Origin of the sequence: Acidovorax delafieldii 2AN (genome assembly GCF_000175235.1) — a bacterium.
Taxonomy (GTDB): domain Bacteria; phylum Pseudomonadota; class Gammaproteobacteria; order Burkholderiales; family Burkholderiaceae_C; genus Acidovorax; species Acidovorax delafieldii_B.
In genome coordinates, this window is record NZ_ACQT01000001.1 from 32940 (window position 1) to 47631 (window position 14692).

Genomic DNA, 14692 nt, shown 5'->3' on the forward strand with positions numbered 1-14692 from the left:
GATGAGCTCAAAAATTGACCGAAAAGCTGCGATGAGAGCTTCGCTCTCTGCAGAAAAGAAGGATGTGAACGCACGTTTCGCAACTGCGGATGCTGTACTTGCCGAGCGGCCTTCTGGTTTAGCAGTTGCAGTGCCCACCCCCGCAGTGGCTGACTCTGGTCGGGCTTTCAGCGCTGAAAGTCCGCTCCCCAATCAACAGCAAATCGTCCGAGCGCCTCTTGAAAAGGTGCATGAAAATCCGCTAAACGCACGATACATCTACAACCCTGATGTTGTTAAGGAATTGGCAGCATCAATCGCCACCCGCGGCCAGATGGTCCCCGCGTCGGCGATCGAACATCCGACGATCGTAGGTGACTATCTGCTGATCGACGGCCACTATCGCAAGAAGGCGCTCGCCTCAGCTGGCCAACACACAATTGATCTGGTTATCCGTCGTCACGAAAGTGATATCGAACTTTATCGAATGAGCTGGTTGCTCAATGAGGAGCGCAACGCGCAGAGCCCTCTGGACAACGCATTCGCCTGGCGAAAGCTAATTGATAAGGGCCTAGTGCAGACAGAGAATCAAATTGCAGAGTTGCTGGGTGTCTCACTCTCCACAGTGAACAAAACGATTGCACTTCTAGGCTTACCAACGGCAGCTCTCGACAAGATGCGTGATCGACCAGAAAAATTCGGGGTATTCACGGGATATGAGCTAACGCTTGCAGCGAAGAAGCTCAACGAGCCAGAGCTGCTCGAACTAGTAGACCGCATTGTGGTCGAAGATCTTTCATCCCGACAAGTCAGTGCCATTCGCACCAAAATCGAAACGGGCGATACGCGCAAGCGCAAAGAAACATCAAGGCAGTACAAGATCCAACGTACTGGCCAACAGATTGGCTCACTCAAGGAATGGGACTCAGGCAAGGTGGCTCTTGAAGTCCTTCTACCAGATCCCAAAGAGAGAGCTGCCTTGGTCGCAGAGCTCAGGAGCCGCTTCGGCTTGGCCGACTAGGACGTGTCGTCTATCAGTGCCTCTGCTGTTGAGAGTTACAGCCCCCGCGCCAGCTGCAAGGGGTGAGTAAAGGATGTGCACTCCTTGATGCCCAGTGGGAGTGTATCCAGGATCTGCTACCCGGCCAAGCAGTGCAGCCGGGATCACGCCCAGAGTCAAACTGCCCCCAGCAAACGGTACGTTTTGCTCCTATAGAAATAGCTGCAAACGATTTACAGACAGGGACCTGAAGCGTTTTCCATCCCACAGCAGGAACCTCTTTCCCGGGCGGGTGGATGCCGCCTACAAGCCCCGGCGTCGCATGCGACGAACCCCCAGCTCCGCCACTAAGAGCCCCAAGACGGAAACGGACCAGACCTCGAGCGAGGGCACAGCCACTTTGTGACGCGTGCTTGGGTAATCGGTGTCACCGAACCAAGTCGTCCCGCCGTCGATGCTGGCTAGGAACGTACCAGCCGATCCAAACCCACCCGCAAAAGTGGGCACGGTGTTGGACTCAACCCATCGTGGCGGCAACTGCCCCTAGAGACGTGGCCGAGTACGTATTCACCGCCGCCACCACCCATGGAACTGTGACCTGTGCCATGGTCCAGGGCGAACAGCCTCAACGTCACGTTGGTGGCAGTATCTACATTGTCGGCGTGACCTTTTGCGCCACCAACAATCTGTCCTGCAAGTTCACGGCTAACACCAAGGTTTATCAGGCGATGTTAGACAGTATCCCCAACACGCCTCCTGAAGCTGGAGCTACGGTTCTCAAAGCCCATATGGGAAGAGTCAGGCCGTACTTGCGCGCTTGCTACTTGCCAGAAGGCCGGCTGCGGCAAGGAAGATGACGCCTGTGGCTCGATTGAAAAGCCTAGCCCTGCGAGGCTTCTGGAGCCATTGCTTGGCTTTGGATGCCGAAAGCGCGTAAATGGTGAGCCAAAGCAGTTCGAAGAATATGAATGTCGCGCCGAGCACAAGGAACTGGGGTACCTGCGGCGCACTTGGAACGATGAACTGCGGAAACAGCGCGCCGAAGAACAGTAAAGCTTTTGGGTTGCTGGCACCAACCAGGAATCCTTGAGCGAAGAGACGCTGCGGTGTTGACGACTTCACTTCCCCGGAGACTGCGATATCTGAAGCCGAGGAGAGAAGCGAAGAAATGCCGAGGTATGCCAGATAAGCGGCACCTAGCCATTTGAGCCACGTGAAGAGCAGTTCCGATGCTGCCAGGGCTGCCCCCAACCCCAACGCGGAAAGCGCCATGATGCTCACGATTGCAGTTGTACTTCCGAGCGATGCGATCAGCGCTTTGCGTGCGCCGAGATTGACTGACGTGGAAACGCACATCAGGACGCTCGGGCCGGGCGTGACAGTGAGAACCAGAACCGCGACGACGTAGAGAAGCCAAGTAGACAGAGTCATAGAACCCAAGGCCAAAGTATTTTCAGATTGTGACGGCAATCGAACGAAGGACGCGCCCTCGTCCCAAATGAACCGTGCAGTCACCGGGTGCGACATCCAGGCACCGCGACTGGAAATGCGGTCTGTCATGATCCCACCTCATTCAGTGCAATGGAAGTCCCTGACCACCATTGTCATCATCGGTATCGGTTTCTCCAAGAACGTATTCGCCGGCTAATGCGTTGATCGGAACGCGTGGCAAACCTCGCCCTTCAAGGCGGGGAAGGATAGCGCTGAGCCCTCAGACGACCTCGGGAGCTTATGGGGCGCCTGTTTCTGCTCGATGTACTGGCGAACAACAACAGCGATGGGTGCGCCGCCCCACAGCTTCTTGCGAATGCTCGGATGCCATCGTTCAATGAGCCGGAAACGCACGGCCAGTCCTTGACAGATGGACTGCATACAAGATTGGCGCAAGTGGCCGGGAATTGGACTGATTGGTTTCGAGGTGGTGAACTCGACGGACACGCCCCGCACCGCGGGAGTACACACCACATGCAAGTCCGAACTGGTGCGCCCTCGCGTTCCGCGTGCCAAGTTGCTCGGACTTTTCGCAACTTTGTCACCCGGACTCATCGGCATGAAAGCCTACTCAGGCGCTTCCCACTGGGCGTGAGTTTCAGAAATTCAGCCACACAATGCGCCTGATGGCACCCTAATTCGTCATTCCCTACCGGCCCTTGGGCAAGCGCGGCTGGATGATGCGACCGATGCCGCAGCCTTCTGAGAAGCGGTGATCCGCACCAACAAGCACCTATTGGTGAGCTTTATCAGGGACCATAACGCAGGTCCAGGCAAAAAAATCCTCCTAGCAGATCGTGCAGGAAGGGGCACATTGGGCCGATCGGCCGAAACGGCACCTCAAGGCATGCCAGAACCTTGTTTCGTGCGCCCAAAGACCGTTCCTATCTGCCAAAGGTGAGCTTTTCCGGGGTGTAGGGATAACACCAAAGGTACACCTGCCCAAACTGACCAACAGTCCCAAAAGAGGCTATGTCAAGAATGGGACACCAAGCCGTGCCGTCTATCGGCAGCACGAACAACAGGGGCGAGCTTCAAAGTACAAACAACCTTCCAACTTCATAGGGCGGCCCCCTTTGCCCGCCATGAACCAGTATGTCGAGCAGAAGGACAAACTCCTCTGATAGCCAAACAGACTCGCCATGTCTCCAAGCGCTGAAAGCACCGGAGACCTGTGGCACCATCGATAGATCGACGGAAAAGTGAGACTTTACGGGGACCAAAGTAACACCGAGATGCGCGATCTGTTTTCCACGCGTTCTTGGTGCCCAGTCAACAAAGGTGAGCTTCTACAGGGAGCAGAAGGCGTGTAGAAGATGACGAACTGTCCGGCAGGTCTATCAACGCACTCAGAGAGGGGGATGTAGCGACAGCGCGACACCAAGTGGTTCAGCTCCGCGTCCAAAAGGATCACCGAATAGTCCTCCATCAGACGGAAAGGTGAGCCGGAACAGGGACCCAGCATCGCACTAATTTCTCTAGCCCGAGGATTGACGTTAGTGATCACTTTCATTGCAATCTAAGCAAACAATGACGACATTTGAAAGGTGAGCTTTCACAGGGACAAAAGCAAGGCACCGGATGTGCAGGGGAGGGGGCCACCATTTCTACCCTGCGTCCCTTTTAGTTGAATTGGACTGTTGCCTATCTAAGCCTTTGCGGGAGCCTCTTTTCACCTTCAGACATCAGTCTGTGATGAGACTCGGATCGCCCGGACACGTCGGATACGGCTATCTGCCCAGCGGTTGTACTGGGGGAAAGGGCTCCTCAAGCCTTTGGTGAGCTTTTTCGGGGACCTTTTGTGTCCTTTTGGCTGGAATGTTCATTGATGCGGAGTTCTGAGGACCGTCCTCACGCAACCCAAGTCTCTGCCAGACGGGCTTCTTGTCTTTGTCAGCTATGGATTGCTCTGCGCCCAGTTGAGTATCTTTTTGATAAACACCCTTGGAATCCTTAAATACAATTTAAATCAGGCGACATCCAAGCTTGGCGCGGGGTTCCAAGGAGTTAGGTGAGTGGGTTCAGGGACCATGGTGAGCCTTCACAGGGCGATAGGTGAGCTTTACCGGGGGGAAGTCACTTGATAGGTGAGCTTCGCTGGGGACCATTGGTGAGTGGGTTCAGGGGCTTGCCCCCCCAAAGGTGAGGCTTTACGGGGGGTGACTTGGCTAATTGGTACTTTGCAGGTGGTTGGAGCTGACGGCATCAGGCTGGCTAGTGGTCTCGCCTAGGCTGACAATCAAAACAAGCCACGCACAAGGACCATGAATCGAGCGAAGCTTGCCGAGATGGAGCCCCTGCAGCGCAGCAGCAAACCTCAGTTGCAGGATTTGAATAAGGTGTTGTGCCCAGAGCACTTCCGGCTATGAACGGGGATTGATGGTGAGAGCAAGATGGTCTTTACGCACCAAGCGCCAAAGACCAGGGCTCTTGCGGAGGCTCACCGCTTTCAAGCTACAGTGAAAAACGCGTAACATGATACAAAGGTGAACTCTCGACGCCTCCATCGAAAGGTGAGAGAATCACCGCGAAACTATCACCGATAAGGTCGGTCGCGTGGCGGAGCGTGCCGAGCACCGTTCAGGAAAGGTCGATGCGGATGGCGAGGCAGAGTAGGGGGAAGATCGGAGAGGTCCAAGCGATCGACTCCAGCGAGCTCCGAGAGTTTCGCAAGACCAATGAGGCCATTGGCTTACGTGTCGTCGAAGGCAATCTTTCATTGCTTTCGCGCAAGGTGTTCAATGTGATGATGTATCACGCACAGGAAATGAAGGTTCCTGGCCTCAACTCTCCCATCAATACGCCTGCGTCAAAAAAGTACTTCTGGATTCCACTGTCGGACTTGGCTCGCGATGCTGCCTACGATAGCAAGGACGTGCAGTATCTGAAGAAGCAGCTAGAGGAGATGCAGAATATCAAGCTGCTCATGGAAAACGAGCGGCAATGGACCAGTGAGCGTCTTGTCTCTTCGGTCACCTTGGTGAATCCTGCTGGACTGAATAAGCACTCCGGCCAGGTTTGGTTCGGATTTGCATTTCCACCCGAGGTACATGAACAGGTCATGGCTCCGAGCACCTACACGCGTCTGTCGATCGTGTACCAGAGTTCGTTGAAGTCGGGATCTGCACTTGCGCTCTATGAGATCTGCCGTCGCTATGCGACCAATCCGTCAAAAGTCACCTTTATTCAGACATACGAGCACTGGTATGGTGTGATCACAGGCAACTCCATCTCGGATTCGACGCCTCCGGTCTACAAGTACTTCAAGCGTGACACGATTAAACCGGCCATCGCTGAGATCAACGCACTCACCGACATCAGTATCGAGCTTATTGAACATAAGAACGGCCGGCGCGTCGAAAAGCTGCAGTTCAGGGTTGAACAGACAAAGCAGGCGCAGTTGGAGTTTCCTGCGCCGCCTATCATCGACATGGAGTTGATGGGCAAGGTGATGAAATTTGGGTTCAGCCAGGCAGACGCAAGCGACTTGGTTGCTCAGCACAGTGATGACATCCTTCGTGCCGCCATCTCTCGTGTTGAGGCGCGTGCGGAATCCAAGGGTATGACACCCTTGGAAACGCCTGCAGGCTACTTCCGATGGGCGCTGCAAGACCTTGTTCGAAACCCTGCTGCCGCTCCGGCGCTGGTGGCCCCCAAGTCTGTAGGCGCTACGGCCTCCACCAAAGCAAGTGGCCGTAGTGTGATGGAGCGATTCTTGGCAGCACGGGCTCAAGAGGCTCTCGGTGTGTACAAAGAGCTGGATGAGCACGAGCGTAAAACGCTTTTCGATGTTTTCAAGGCTCAGAATACCAACAAGACCGTCAAGCTAGACAAGGGTTTGGATAGTGCTGCAGTCCGTGGAATTTTTGCTCCGTGGTACGCAAAATATCTCTGGGGTGAGCCTACTGCACAGTCGTTGGCTCAGTTCATTGAGGAGTATGGTGCTGCCAGATGAGGCAAACATCGGAATTTACTTTGCCTTCGTTTCGCATGACTCATGCCTACGGGTCACGCGCGGTTGAGAAGGGCGCTTGAACGTAGCAAGTGTCGTCATGGTCAATCCTGGGTACTTGGATGGGAAAGGTCGAACACAGCTTCCTGGCGCCCAACCACCTTGCAGCGGCCACCATTGCCCTGTGAGAGATTGAACTGAAATTAGGGGGGCGCTTGGAATTCTCCCCTCCTGGGACCACAAGAGCCGTTGTGGGCAGGATTCGCCAACAAAGGTACCCCGAGACCTTGAAGCAAGCGGGAGTTGTATAGCTTTGCACTTGGCAGGAAGGTGCGCCCCCGCTCTAGGAATGCCGTCTATCGGAGGGGAGGGCAGACACTGCTCACTCGCTGGTAAGCTCCTTCGACAACCAATCCCACACGTCCGTGACCAGTAGTCTTGGACACACACTGAGACCGTTGAGCAGCGCAGTGTTCAAACTGCGTGCGCTTCGATCCCCACAACGAGGAGCTTGTTAACTCTATGGCGACCCAACAGTCATCAATGATAGAACTCTACCATTGCGTGAGTGCCCGCTCATTTAGACCGCTATGGATGCTGGAGGAATTGGGCATTACCTATCGTCTTCATGTGTTGCCTTTTCCTCCGCGAGTGCATGCCCGCCAGTACCTTGAAGACAATCCGTTGGGGACGGTACCCTTGATGGTAGATGGCGCTACGCGCATGACGGAATCAGCCGCAATGTGCCAGTACCTCGCCGCCAGCTATGGCGAAGGGTGTTTGGATGTGCCACCAGGCGACGCGGCCTACGGCAGCTACCTCAATTGGCTACATATGAGCGACACCACGCTCACCTTTCCGCAGACATTGGTGCTGCGCTATACCTATTTCGAACCTCTCGAGCGCCGCCAGCCTCAGGTTGCCGCTGACTATGCACGCTGGTTCCTTGCGAGACTGCGCGCCGTTGATGCTGCTGTACAACGCGACGAGTTCCTCTGCGCTGGCAGGTTTACCGCCGCCGATATTGCGGTGGCCTATGCGCTACAGCTGGCTCAGCACCTAGGGCTAGACGAACAATTTTCGCCAGCGGTCGCCGCTTACTGGCAGAGGCTACAGGCGCGCCCCGCCTTCCTTCGTGCCATGCAGCGACAACTTCGTTGTGCGGTGGAGCAGGGCGTGGATTCAACCCCTTCGCCGGATCTGCGACCCTCATAGCACGGGGGGGTATGCATTTGGATGAGCCAGCCGGTGAGATCAGTACGCCGCGGTAAGCTCTGGGTCCATTTATCGCCGCCATGCTTCCTGACCTCGATTCTTTGCTGCTCTTTAGTCGCGCCGCAGAAACCGGTAGCCTCACCAAGGCTGCGGAGACACTGCACATCGCTGCGCCTGCTGCTAGTCGCAGACTGGCGCTGCTAGAGCACCAATTTCGAGTGCAGCTCTTTGATCGCCACCCGCGCGGGTTGACTTTGACCCCAGCGGGGGCATGCCTTCTGGAGCACGTGCGTGGCATCTTGGACGCCGTTTACCGCTCTCAAATCGAACTGTCAAACTACGCTACTGGACAGGCAGCGGTCCTGCGCGTATGTGCCAATACATCAGCGATGGCCCAGTTTCTGCCGCAGGATTTGGCCGACTTCCAGGAGCTGCACCCTGATATTCGACTGGTTCTGGACGAGCAATGGAGCGAAGCGTGCGCCAACACCGTGCGCGCTGCGCGGGCGGACCTCGCCATTGTCCTTGAAGGCCCGTGGACCAAGGGCTTACCCACTTGGCCCTACCGCAGTGATCGGATCGCTGCGGTGTTTCGCCGAGGCAAGGCCCCTAATGGAGATTGCCTCGCATTGGTCGACCTGATGGGGCAGAACCTCGTGGCATTGGAAGACCGATCTAGCATGATGCGCTTACTGGCCGAAAAAGCCGCTCAGGCTGGCCAGACATTCACTCTCGGCGCAAAAGTCAAGAGTTTCGAGGCGGTGTGCAGGTTGGTTCAGGTGGGCAGTGGCGTGGGTCTGTTGCCGCTGCGTGCCGCTCAGGCCTTTGAGATTGCGATGGGGCTGGAGGTCATACCGCTGTCCGACACCTGGGCCGTCCGTCAAATGTCGATTTGCGCCGGCAATTCACAGCCATCTCCGGCGTTGCAGGCACTGATAGACCACCTGACAAAGGTCGAGCATTCGAATTTGTGAAACACGGCTTTCGCCAATCGGACATTCTCTTGTGGAGACCGGCTGCCGATACTGCGATGAAGGGCACAGACCCGCCATGACAGAAATTATCAGGAGACATCGCATGACCCTTCGCACGATTCCCAGGCTGCACTAGCTCGCAGCGGCGGCGACATCACACGCCGCGCGCCCCCTCGTCCTCCCCCTTCCCACTGCCCGCGAAATTGACGGGCGGTTCCGTATGCGCCACAGCGCAGGAGTGCCCATGTCTTCTTCCCCTCTAGGCAACGTGTCTTCCATCGGCATGAATATCGATCAGCCGCTCGCCAATGTGAAAACGATTTTCGTAGGCGGCAGCTGGCGCGCCGCCCCAGACGGTGCCGTATTGCCCATGCACGCACCGGCCGATGGGCGACTCATAGGCCACATCAGCCGCGGCACCGCAGCAGACGTGGACGCTGCGGTGACGGCCGCCCAGGCCGCGCTGGATTCACCGGCATGGGGCGGCCTGAGCGCAGTGCAGCGTGGACGCCTGCTGATGGCGCTTTCGCGGCGGGTTCAGGAAGAGGTGGAGCGCCTGGCTTGGCTGGAGGCCCACGACACGGGTAAGCCTATCGGGTTGGCACGCGGCGACATGCAAGTGCTGGCCCGTTATCTGGAGTTCTATGCCGGCGCTGCCGACAAGGTGCATGGCGAGGTCATTCCGTTTGAGCCCGGCTACACCGTCACCGTGTCGCGGGAGCCGCTCGGAGTCACGGCCCATATTATTCCGTGGAACTATCCTGCCCAGATGTTCGGGCGATCGCTCGCTCCCGCGCTAGCTATGGGCAATGCAGTGGTACTCAAGCCATCGGAAGATGCCTGCATGTCTTGCTTGGCAGTGGCCGAGCTTGCGCAGGAGGTAGGATTCCCGCCGGGGGCCATTAACCTGGTCACTGGCCTCGGTGCAGAGGCAGGTGCAGCCCTCTCGGCGCACCCGGACGTGCGCCTCGTCACCTTCACGGGTTCTAGCGAGGTCGGCGCACTGGTGCAGGCAGCCGCGGCGCGCCACCATGTTCCGGTCACGCTTGAATTGGGCGGAAAATCTCCCCAGATCGTATTTGCCGACGCCGATCTGGAGCGCGCAGCCGACGCTGTGGTGCGCGGCATCGTGCAGAACGCGGGCCAAACCTGCTCCGCAGGCAGCCGGGTGCTGGTAGAACGCTCCGTCTTCGCCGCCTTTGCTGAGCGGCTCGCAAGCCGCTTTGCGGCGGTGCGCTTGGGTACGCCTGAGGCCAATGCTGATCTGGGGCCCCTCATCAACGCTTCACAGCGTGAGCGCGTGGAGCGTTTCGTAGCACAGGCACGCGCAGATGGAATCGCCGTCATCGCTGAAACGCCCCTGCCGGATGATCTGCCCCCTCAGGGACTGTTCGTGGCGCCAGTTGTCTTCGGCCCAGTTCACGCGCGGCATCCGCTGGCCCGCGAGGAGGTGTTCGGGCCAGTGCTGTGCGCTATGCCGTTCGAGGATGAGCTCGATGCCATCCGCTTGGCCAACGACACCGATTTTGGCTTGGTGGCTGCGGTGTGGACCCGAGATGGGGACCGCCAGGCACGCTTGGCGCGCCGCATTCAGTCGGGACAGTTCTTCATCAATTGCTACGGCGCGGGCGGCGGGGTGGAACTACCCTTTGGGGGGGTCAAGCGCAGCGGTCACGGGCGTGAAAAGGGCATGGCAGCGCTGGAAGAAATGAGTGTGACCAAGACCGTGGTGCATTTCCATGGATGACTCTACCAGTCCTCCCAACATGCACGCAGCGTCTGCGCAGCCCGGCCCCTTGAGTGGACTGTTGGTGGTCGCGTTGGAGCAAGCCGTTGCCGTACCGTACTGCACCAGCCGCCTAGCTGATGCTGGGGCTCGTGTGGTCAAGGTCGAGCGACCTGAGGGTGATTTTGCACGCCGGTACGACCACTATGTGCACGGCGAATCGAGCTACTTCGTCTGGATTAACCGCGGCAAGGAGTCGATCACGCTGGATTTGCGCGATGGGGCGGATGCCGCACTGCTGCATGCAATGGTGGCGCGCGCCGATGTGTTCATCCAGAACTTGGCGCCTGGAGCCGCGTCTCGTTTGGGCTTTGACAGCGAGTTGCTGCGCCAACGCCACCCCCGTCTGATTACATGCGATCTTTCAGGCTATGGGGAGGAAGGACCGCTTCGCGAGATGAAGGCCTACGACCTGCTGGTGCAGGCCGAAAGCGGACTGGTTTCCGTCAATGGAGCGCCTGGAGAGTGGGGCCGCATCGGTATCTCACTGTGCGATATCAATGCCGGCATGAACGCGCTCATCGGCATCCAACAGGCGCTACTGCAGCGTGCGCGCACGGGCCATGGGTCGGGTGTGAAAGTGTCTCTCTTCTCCACAGCAGCAGAGCTCATGTCTGTGCCCCTGCTGCAGACAGTGTGTGGTGGTGAGCCTCCTCAGAGGGTCGGGCTGCGCCATCCCACCATTGCACCGTATGGCGCATTCAGTTGTGCGGATGGTCGGGATATCGTGATCTCGATCCAGAACGAGCGTGAATGGCGTTTTTTTTGCGCGGTGTTCATGGACGCGGCGAGCATGGCGGACGATCAGCGCTTTTGCACCCTGCCGGACCGGCTGAAGAACCGTGCGGAACTCGATGCTCGCGTGCAGGAGCGCTTCAGCAGCTTGGCGCATGGCCAGGCCATCGACCTGCTGATTGCTGCAAACACTGCGTTTGCCTCGGTGAACTCTGTGTCAGACCTGGCGCGCCATTCTCAGCTGCACACGTGGCCTATGCCGGTGCACGGGGCTACTGTGCGGATGCCTGCACCTCCCTATACCACGGAATGGGATCGGGGTGCCTTTGCCCCCGTACCCGCCGTTAACCAGCATGGTGCTGCTCTGCGAGCAGAGTTTGGCGAGGTGGTTGTATGAGCCGTATTGGATCCCTCCCCGCGTTGTGGAGCGTAAACGCATGAACACGCCCGACACCTTTGACTATGTCATCGTAGGCGCCGGCGCAGCTGGCTGCCTGCTCGCCAACCGCCTTAGCGAAAACGGGCGCCACAGCGTCTGCCTACTCGAATCCGGTCCGCCAGACCGAAATCCATTCATCCATATCCCGGCGGGCTTTATCAAGGTGGGGTATGACCCGCGGTACACGTGGCCGTTTGAAACCGCTCCCAGTTGGGGTACGGCAGGTCGCCGCGTCACCGCGCGCCTGGGCCGTACGCTGGGTGGATCGAGTGCGATCAACGGCTTTAACTACACGCGGGGAGCCGCCTCCGACTATGACGGCTGGGCGGCGCTGCGCAATCCTGGCTGGAGCTATGACGAGGTGCTTCCCTACTTCCTGCGTACCGAGCGGCGGATTGGCGGCGATGATGCCCCCCACCGCGGCCGCGAGGGTCTGCTGCCCATTACCGATTGCGACTGGCGGCATCCGCTATGCGAGGGATTCATCCGCAGCGCAGAGTCTTTGGGTATCGGCCCGGCGGGAGACTACAACCTGGGTGTCCAAGCTGGTGCCGGCTACTACCAGCGCTGGATCCATCGAGGCCGTCGTGTAAGCGCTGCTACGGCCTTCCTGAAGCCTGCTCAAGGGCGCGCCAACCTGGAAGTGCGCACTGGAGCGCATGCCACCTCGATCGTGTTTTCGGGTCGTCGCGCCGTTGGCGTGCAGGTCCGAATGCAGGCGGGAGGCGCACAGGGCACCGTGCATGCACGACGCGAGGTAATCCTGTGCGCAGGCGCGATCAACAGCCCTAAGCTGTTACAGCTCTCTGGCGTGGGGCCACTGGAGTGGTTGCATTCTTTGGGCGTTAAGCCTCTGCATGCGTTGGAAGGAGTGGGGCGGCGGCTACAGGATCACTTCATGGTTCGCTCCGTAGTGCGCGTGCAGGGCGTGCCCACGATCAACAACACAGCGCGCGGATGGCGGTTGTGCCTGGAAATTGGCAAGTGGGCGCTGGGCCGGCCCAGCGTGCTGGCCATCAGCCCGTCGGTGGCCTATGCCTTTGCGGCGTCACGCCCTGGACTGCCTGAGGCGGACCTGCAATTCCACTTTTCGCCGGGTAGCTATGCCTCGGGGATCGCCGGAAGGCTCGACAGCTTCCCGGGCATGACACTGGGCTTTTATCAGATGCGCCCCGCAAGCCACGGCCACGTGCGGGTTCTCTCGACAGATCCATTCGCACCGCCCGAGATACAGCCCTCCTACATGGAGCGCGAGGAAGACCGCCGCGTGGTGATCGACGGCCTGCGTCTCACGCGCCGCATCCTGCATGCCCCCGCACTTTTGCCCTACGTGGAGCGTGACGAGGCACCGCCGGCACACGCGATGAGCGATGAGGATTTGCTGGAGTATGCCCGCCAGCGCGGGGGGACGGCCTGGCATTTCATGGGGACCTGCCGCATGGGCCCGGCCCAAGATGAGTCGGCCGTGGTGGACGCGCAATTGCGGGTCCATGGCCTCGAAGGCCTGCGCGTGGCCGATGCATCGGTGATGCCAGCCATGCCGTCGGGCAATACCGGTGCGCCGACCATGATGATTGCGGAGAAAGCAGCGGACATGCTGCTGCAAACCTAGTCGGCTTTGGCGCCATAGCGCTTCAGCTGTCAGCGCCAACTGTACCTATCTCAATAGGTGCAGCAGGCTTACAGTGAGGTGCTCACTTGCGGGCGCCGTTCCCAAGGCGGAGCTCACAGTGGGTACAGATGGATCACAAGATCCGCACCGCCAGCAATGGCGACAACAGGAGACAAGTCATGACAGGAATTCGTCAGATCGCCAAGGCCACAGCAGCGGCACTCACCGTGGCATGCGCATTTGCAGCCCACGCTCAGGATGTGATAAAGATTGGCTACACGGCCGACCAGTCTGGTAGCGGCGTGGCAGAGCTGGGTATTGCCGGGCGTTGGGGGTTCGAGGCGGCCATCGAGGACATCAACAAGGCCGGCGGCATCCTGGGGCGCAAGGTGGTGGGCGTGATCCGTGACGACCAGGGCACTCCGCCGAAGGCCATCCAGACCATGCAGGACCTGATCGACAGCGAGAAGGTACAGGCTGTGGTCGGCCCTGCCAACTCGGGCAACGCCCTGGCCTGGCTGCATATCCCGCAGCAAAAGAAGATTCCGGTGGTAGTGCCGATCGGCACGGCCACCGAGATCACCACACGCTATGCCAAGGAGCCGCAGAATTACCTGTTCCGCGTCTCGATGGTGGATCGCGAGCAGGTGTCGTTGCTGGCCGCCTATGCGGTCAAGGCGTCCAAGGACAAGAAAATCGCCGTGCTGGCCGACTCCACCGGCTACGGCCAGGGTGGCATCAAGGATGCGACCGATATCCTGGCGCTGCACGGCGTCAAGCCCGTGGCCGTCGAGAAGTACGGTCCCAAGGACACGGACATGACCTCGCAGCTCAGCAAGATCAAGGCCGCGGGGGCTGACACGGTCATCATTTACGGAATCGCCGATGGTGCCGCGCAGGTGGTGCGCAGCATGGAGAAGATCAACTACATGCCCGTCACGCTGGGCACCTGGGGAAACCTGAGCTCTCTGTTCCCGAAAATGACCGGCCCCAAGCTGGCCGAGCATTTGATCATGGCCGCGTCCACCACCGAGGACAGCTCGGACAAGACAAAGGCATTGGGCGAGCGCGTGCGCAAGAACTTCCCGACGCTTACCACCTTCCCTTGCGCCGCGCAGTCCTACGACTCGGTGATGTTGCTGGCCGCCGCGATGAAGCAGGCCAACAGTACTGATGGCGAAAAGGTGGCGGCTGCGCTGGAGAACCTGAGCGGCGTGCAAGGCGTGATCAAGACCTACAACAAGCCGTTCAGCAAGACCGTGCATGAGGGTCTGCACGTGGGCGACTTCTACCTCGCCCGCTGGAAGGACGGCGGAGTGGTGCGTTTCCAGGACGACATCTACAAGTCCATCACGTCTGCTGACCTGAAGCAGTGAGCAAATGCGCTCTTGGAAGATGAAAGCTGCCTGCGCATGATTTGCAAGAGTTTCAGCCTGACAACAGGCTGAAACCTTGGTCTAGCAAGCGCTGGCAGTTCATTTTTAGACGACTACCGCATCAGCGTCAGTG

10 protein-coding genes and 1 pseudogene are annotated in these 14692 nt (G+C 58.7%); 8 read left to right on the forward strand and 3 right to left on the reverse strand.

The features are described 5' to 3' along the window. Position 1: 1 nt before the first annotated feature. On the forward strand, positions 2 to 1000 hold the full coding sequence (locus tag ACDELDRAFT_RS00110) for a ParB/RepB/Spo0J family partition protein (protein ID WP_005792654.1): 999 nt from the start codon (positions 2 to 4) through the stop codon (positions 998 to 1000). 282 nt (positions 1001 to 1282) lie between these two features. On the opposite strand, the gene ACDELDRAFT_RS26150 is transcribed toward ACDELDRAFT_RS00110, so the two are convergent. The 3 genes and pseudogenes from ACDELDRAFT_RS26150 to ACDELDRAFT_RS25490 form a co-directional block, all read right to left on the reverse strand. Beyond that, positions 1283 to 1486, reverse strand: a complete 204-nt coding sequence (locus tag ACDELDRAFT_RS26150; protein ID WP_420042311.1) for a hypothetical protein — start codon at positions 1484 to 1486, stop codon at positions 1283 to 1285. Between the two features lie 291 nt (positions 1487 to 1777). Next, the gene (locus tag ACDELDRAFT_RS00115) at positions 1778 to 2539 is read right to left on the reverse strand and encodes a LysE family translocator (protein WP_005792656.1); all 762 of its coding nucleotides are present in this window, start codon (positions 2537 to 2539) and stop codon (positions 1778 to 1780) included. Between the two features lie 171 nt (positions 2540 to 2710). Next, positions 2711 to 2824: pseudogene (locus tag ACDELDRAFT_RS25490) on the reverse strand (IS200/IS605 family transposase); the annotation flags it as partial. A 2212-nt stretch (positions 2825 to 5036) separates the two neighbouring features. Between ACDELDRAFT_RS25490 and ACDELDRAFT_RS00120 the strand changes: the two are divergent. The 7 genes from ACDELDRAFT_RS00120 (at position 5037) to ACDELDRAFT_RS00150 (ending at position 14559) form a co-directional block, all read left to right on the forward strand. Beyond that, positions 5037 to 6425, forward strand: a complete 1389-nt coding sequence (locus ACDELDRAFT_RS00120; protein WP_081470054.1) for a replication initiation protein — start codon at positions 5037 to 5039, stop codon at positions 6423 to 6425. Between the two features lie 540 nt (positions 6426 to 6965). Then, entirely contained in the window at positions 6966 to 7637 is a 672-nt protein-coding gene (locus ACDELDRAFT_RS00125) for a glutathione S-transferase family protein (protein ID WP_040327575.1), read from the forward strand. 80 nt (positions 7638 to 7717) lie between these two features. Beyond that, positions 7718 to 8611 (forward strand): LysR family transcriptional regulator, encoded by an 894-nt coding sequence (locus tag ACDELDRAFT_RS00130; RefSeq protein ID WP_005792659.1) that lies wholly within the window; start codon positions 7718 to 7720, stop codon positions 8609 to 8611. Positions 8612 to 8894: 283 nt separating this feature from the next. Next, on the forward strand, positions 8895 to 10358 hold the full coding sequence (locus ACDELDRAFT_RS00135; RefSeq protein ID WP_050784095.1) for an aldehyde dehydrogenase family protein: 1464 nt from the start codon (positions 8895 to 8897) through the stop codon (positions 10356 to 10358). Next, a complete protein-coding gene (locus ACDELDRAFT_RS00140) occupies positions 10351 to 11529 on the forward strand; it encodes a CaiB/BaiF CoA transferase family protein (RefSeq protein ID WP_005792661.1) in 1179 nt (392 codons plus the stop codon). Before ACDELDRAFT_RS00135 ends, ACDELDRAFT_RS00140 begins: the two co-directional genes overlap by 8 nt. 40 nt (positions 11530 to 11569) lie before the next feature. Next, positions 11570 to 13183: a GMC family oxidoreductase gene (locus ACDELDRAFT_RS00145; protein WP_040327544.1), complete on the forward strand. Its 1614-nt coding sequence runs from the start codon at positions 11570 to 11572 to the stop codon at positions 13181 to 13183. 179 nt (positions 13184 to 13362) lie between these two features. After that, on the forward strand, positions 13363 to 14559 hold the full coding sequence (locus ACDELDRAFT_RS00150; protein ID WP_005792663.1) for an ABC transporter substrate-binding protein: 1197 nt from the start codon (positions 13363 to 13365) through the stop codon (positions 14557 to 14559). Positions 14560 to 14692: the final 133 nt, after the last annotated feature.

Coding starts and splice junctions, on each gene's coding strand:
- ACDELDRAFT_RS00110 (WP_005792654.1), top strand. CDS start 2: ATGAGCTCAAAAATTGACCGAAAAGCTGCGATGAGAGCTTCGCTCTCT.
- ACDELDRAFT_RS00115 (WP_005792656.1), bottom strand. CDS start 2,539: ATGACAGACCGCATTTCCAGTCGCGGTGCCTGGATGTCGCACCCGGTG.
- ACDELDRAFT_RS00125 (WP_040327575.1), top strand. CDS start 6,966: ATGATAGAACTCTACCATTGCGTGAGTGCCCGCTCATTTAGACCGCTA.
- ACDELDRAFT_RS00130 (WP_005792659.1), top strand. CDS start 7,718: ATGCTTCCTGACCTCGATTCTTTGCTGCTCTTTAGTCGCGCCGCAGAA.
- ACDELDRAFT_RS00135 (WP_050784095.1), top strand. CDS start 8,895: ATGAATATCGATCAGCCGCTCGCCAATGTGAAAACGATTTTCGTAGGC.
- ACDELDRAFT_RS00140 (WP_005792661.1), top strand. CDS start 10,351: ATGGATGACTCTACCAGTCCTCCCAACATGCACGCAGCGTCTGCGCAG.
- ACDELDRAFT_RS00145 (WP_040327544.1), top strand. CDS start 11,570: ATGAACACGCCCGACACCTTTGACTATGTCATCGTAGGCGCCGGCGCA.
- ACDELDRAFT_RS00150 (WP_005792663.1), top strand. CDS start 13,363: ATGACAGGAATTCGTCAGATCGCCAAGGCCACAGCAGCGGCACTCACC.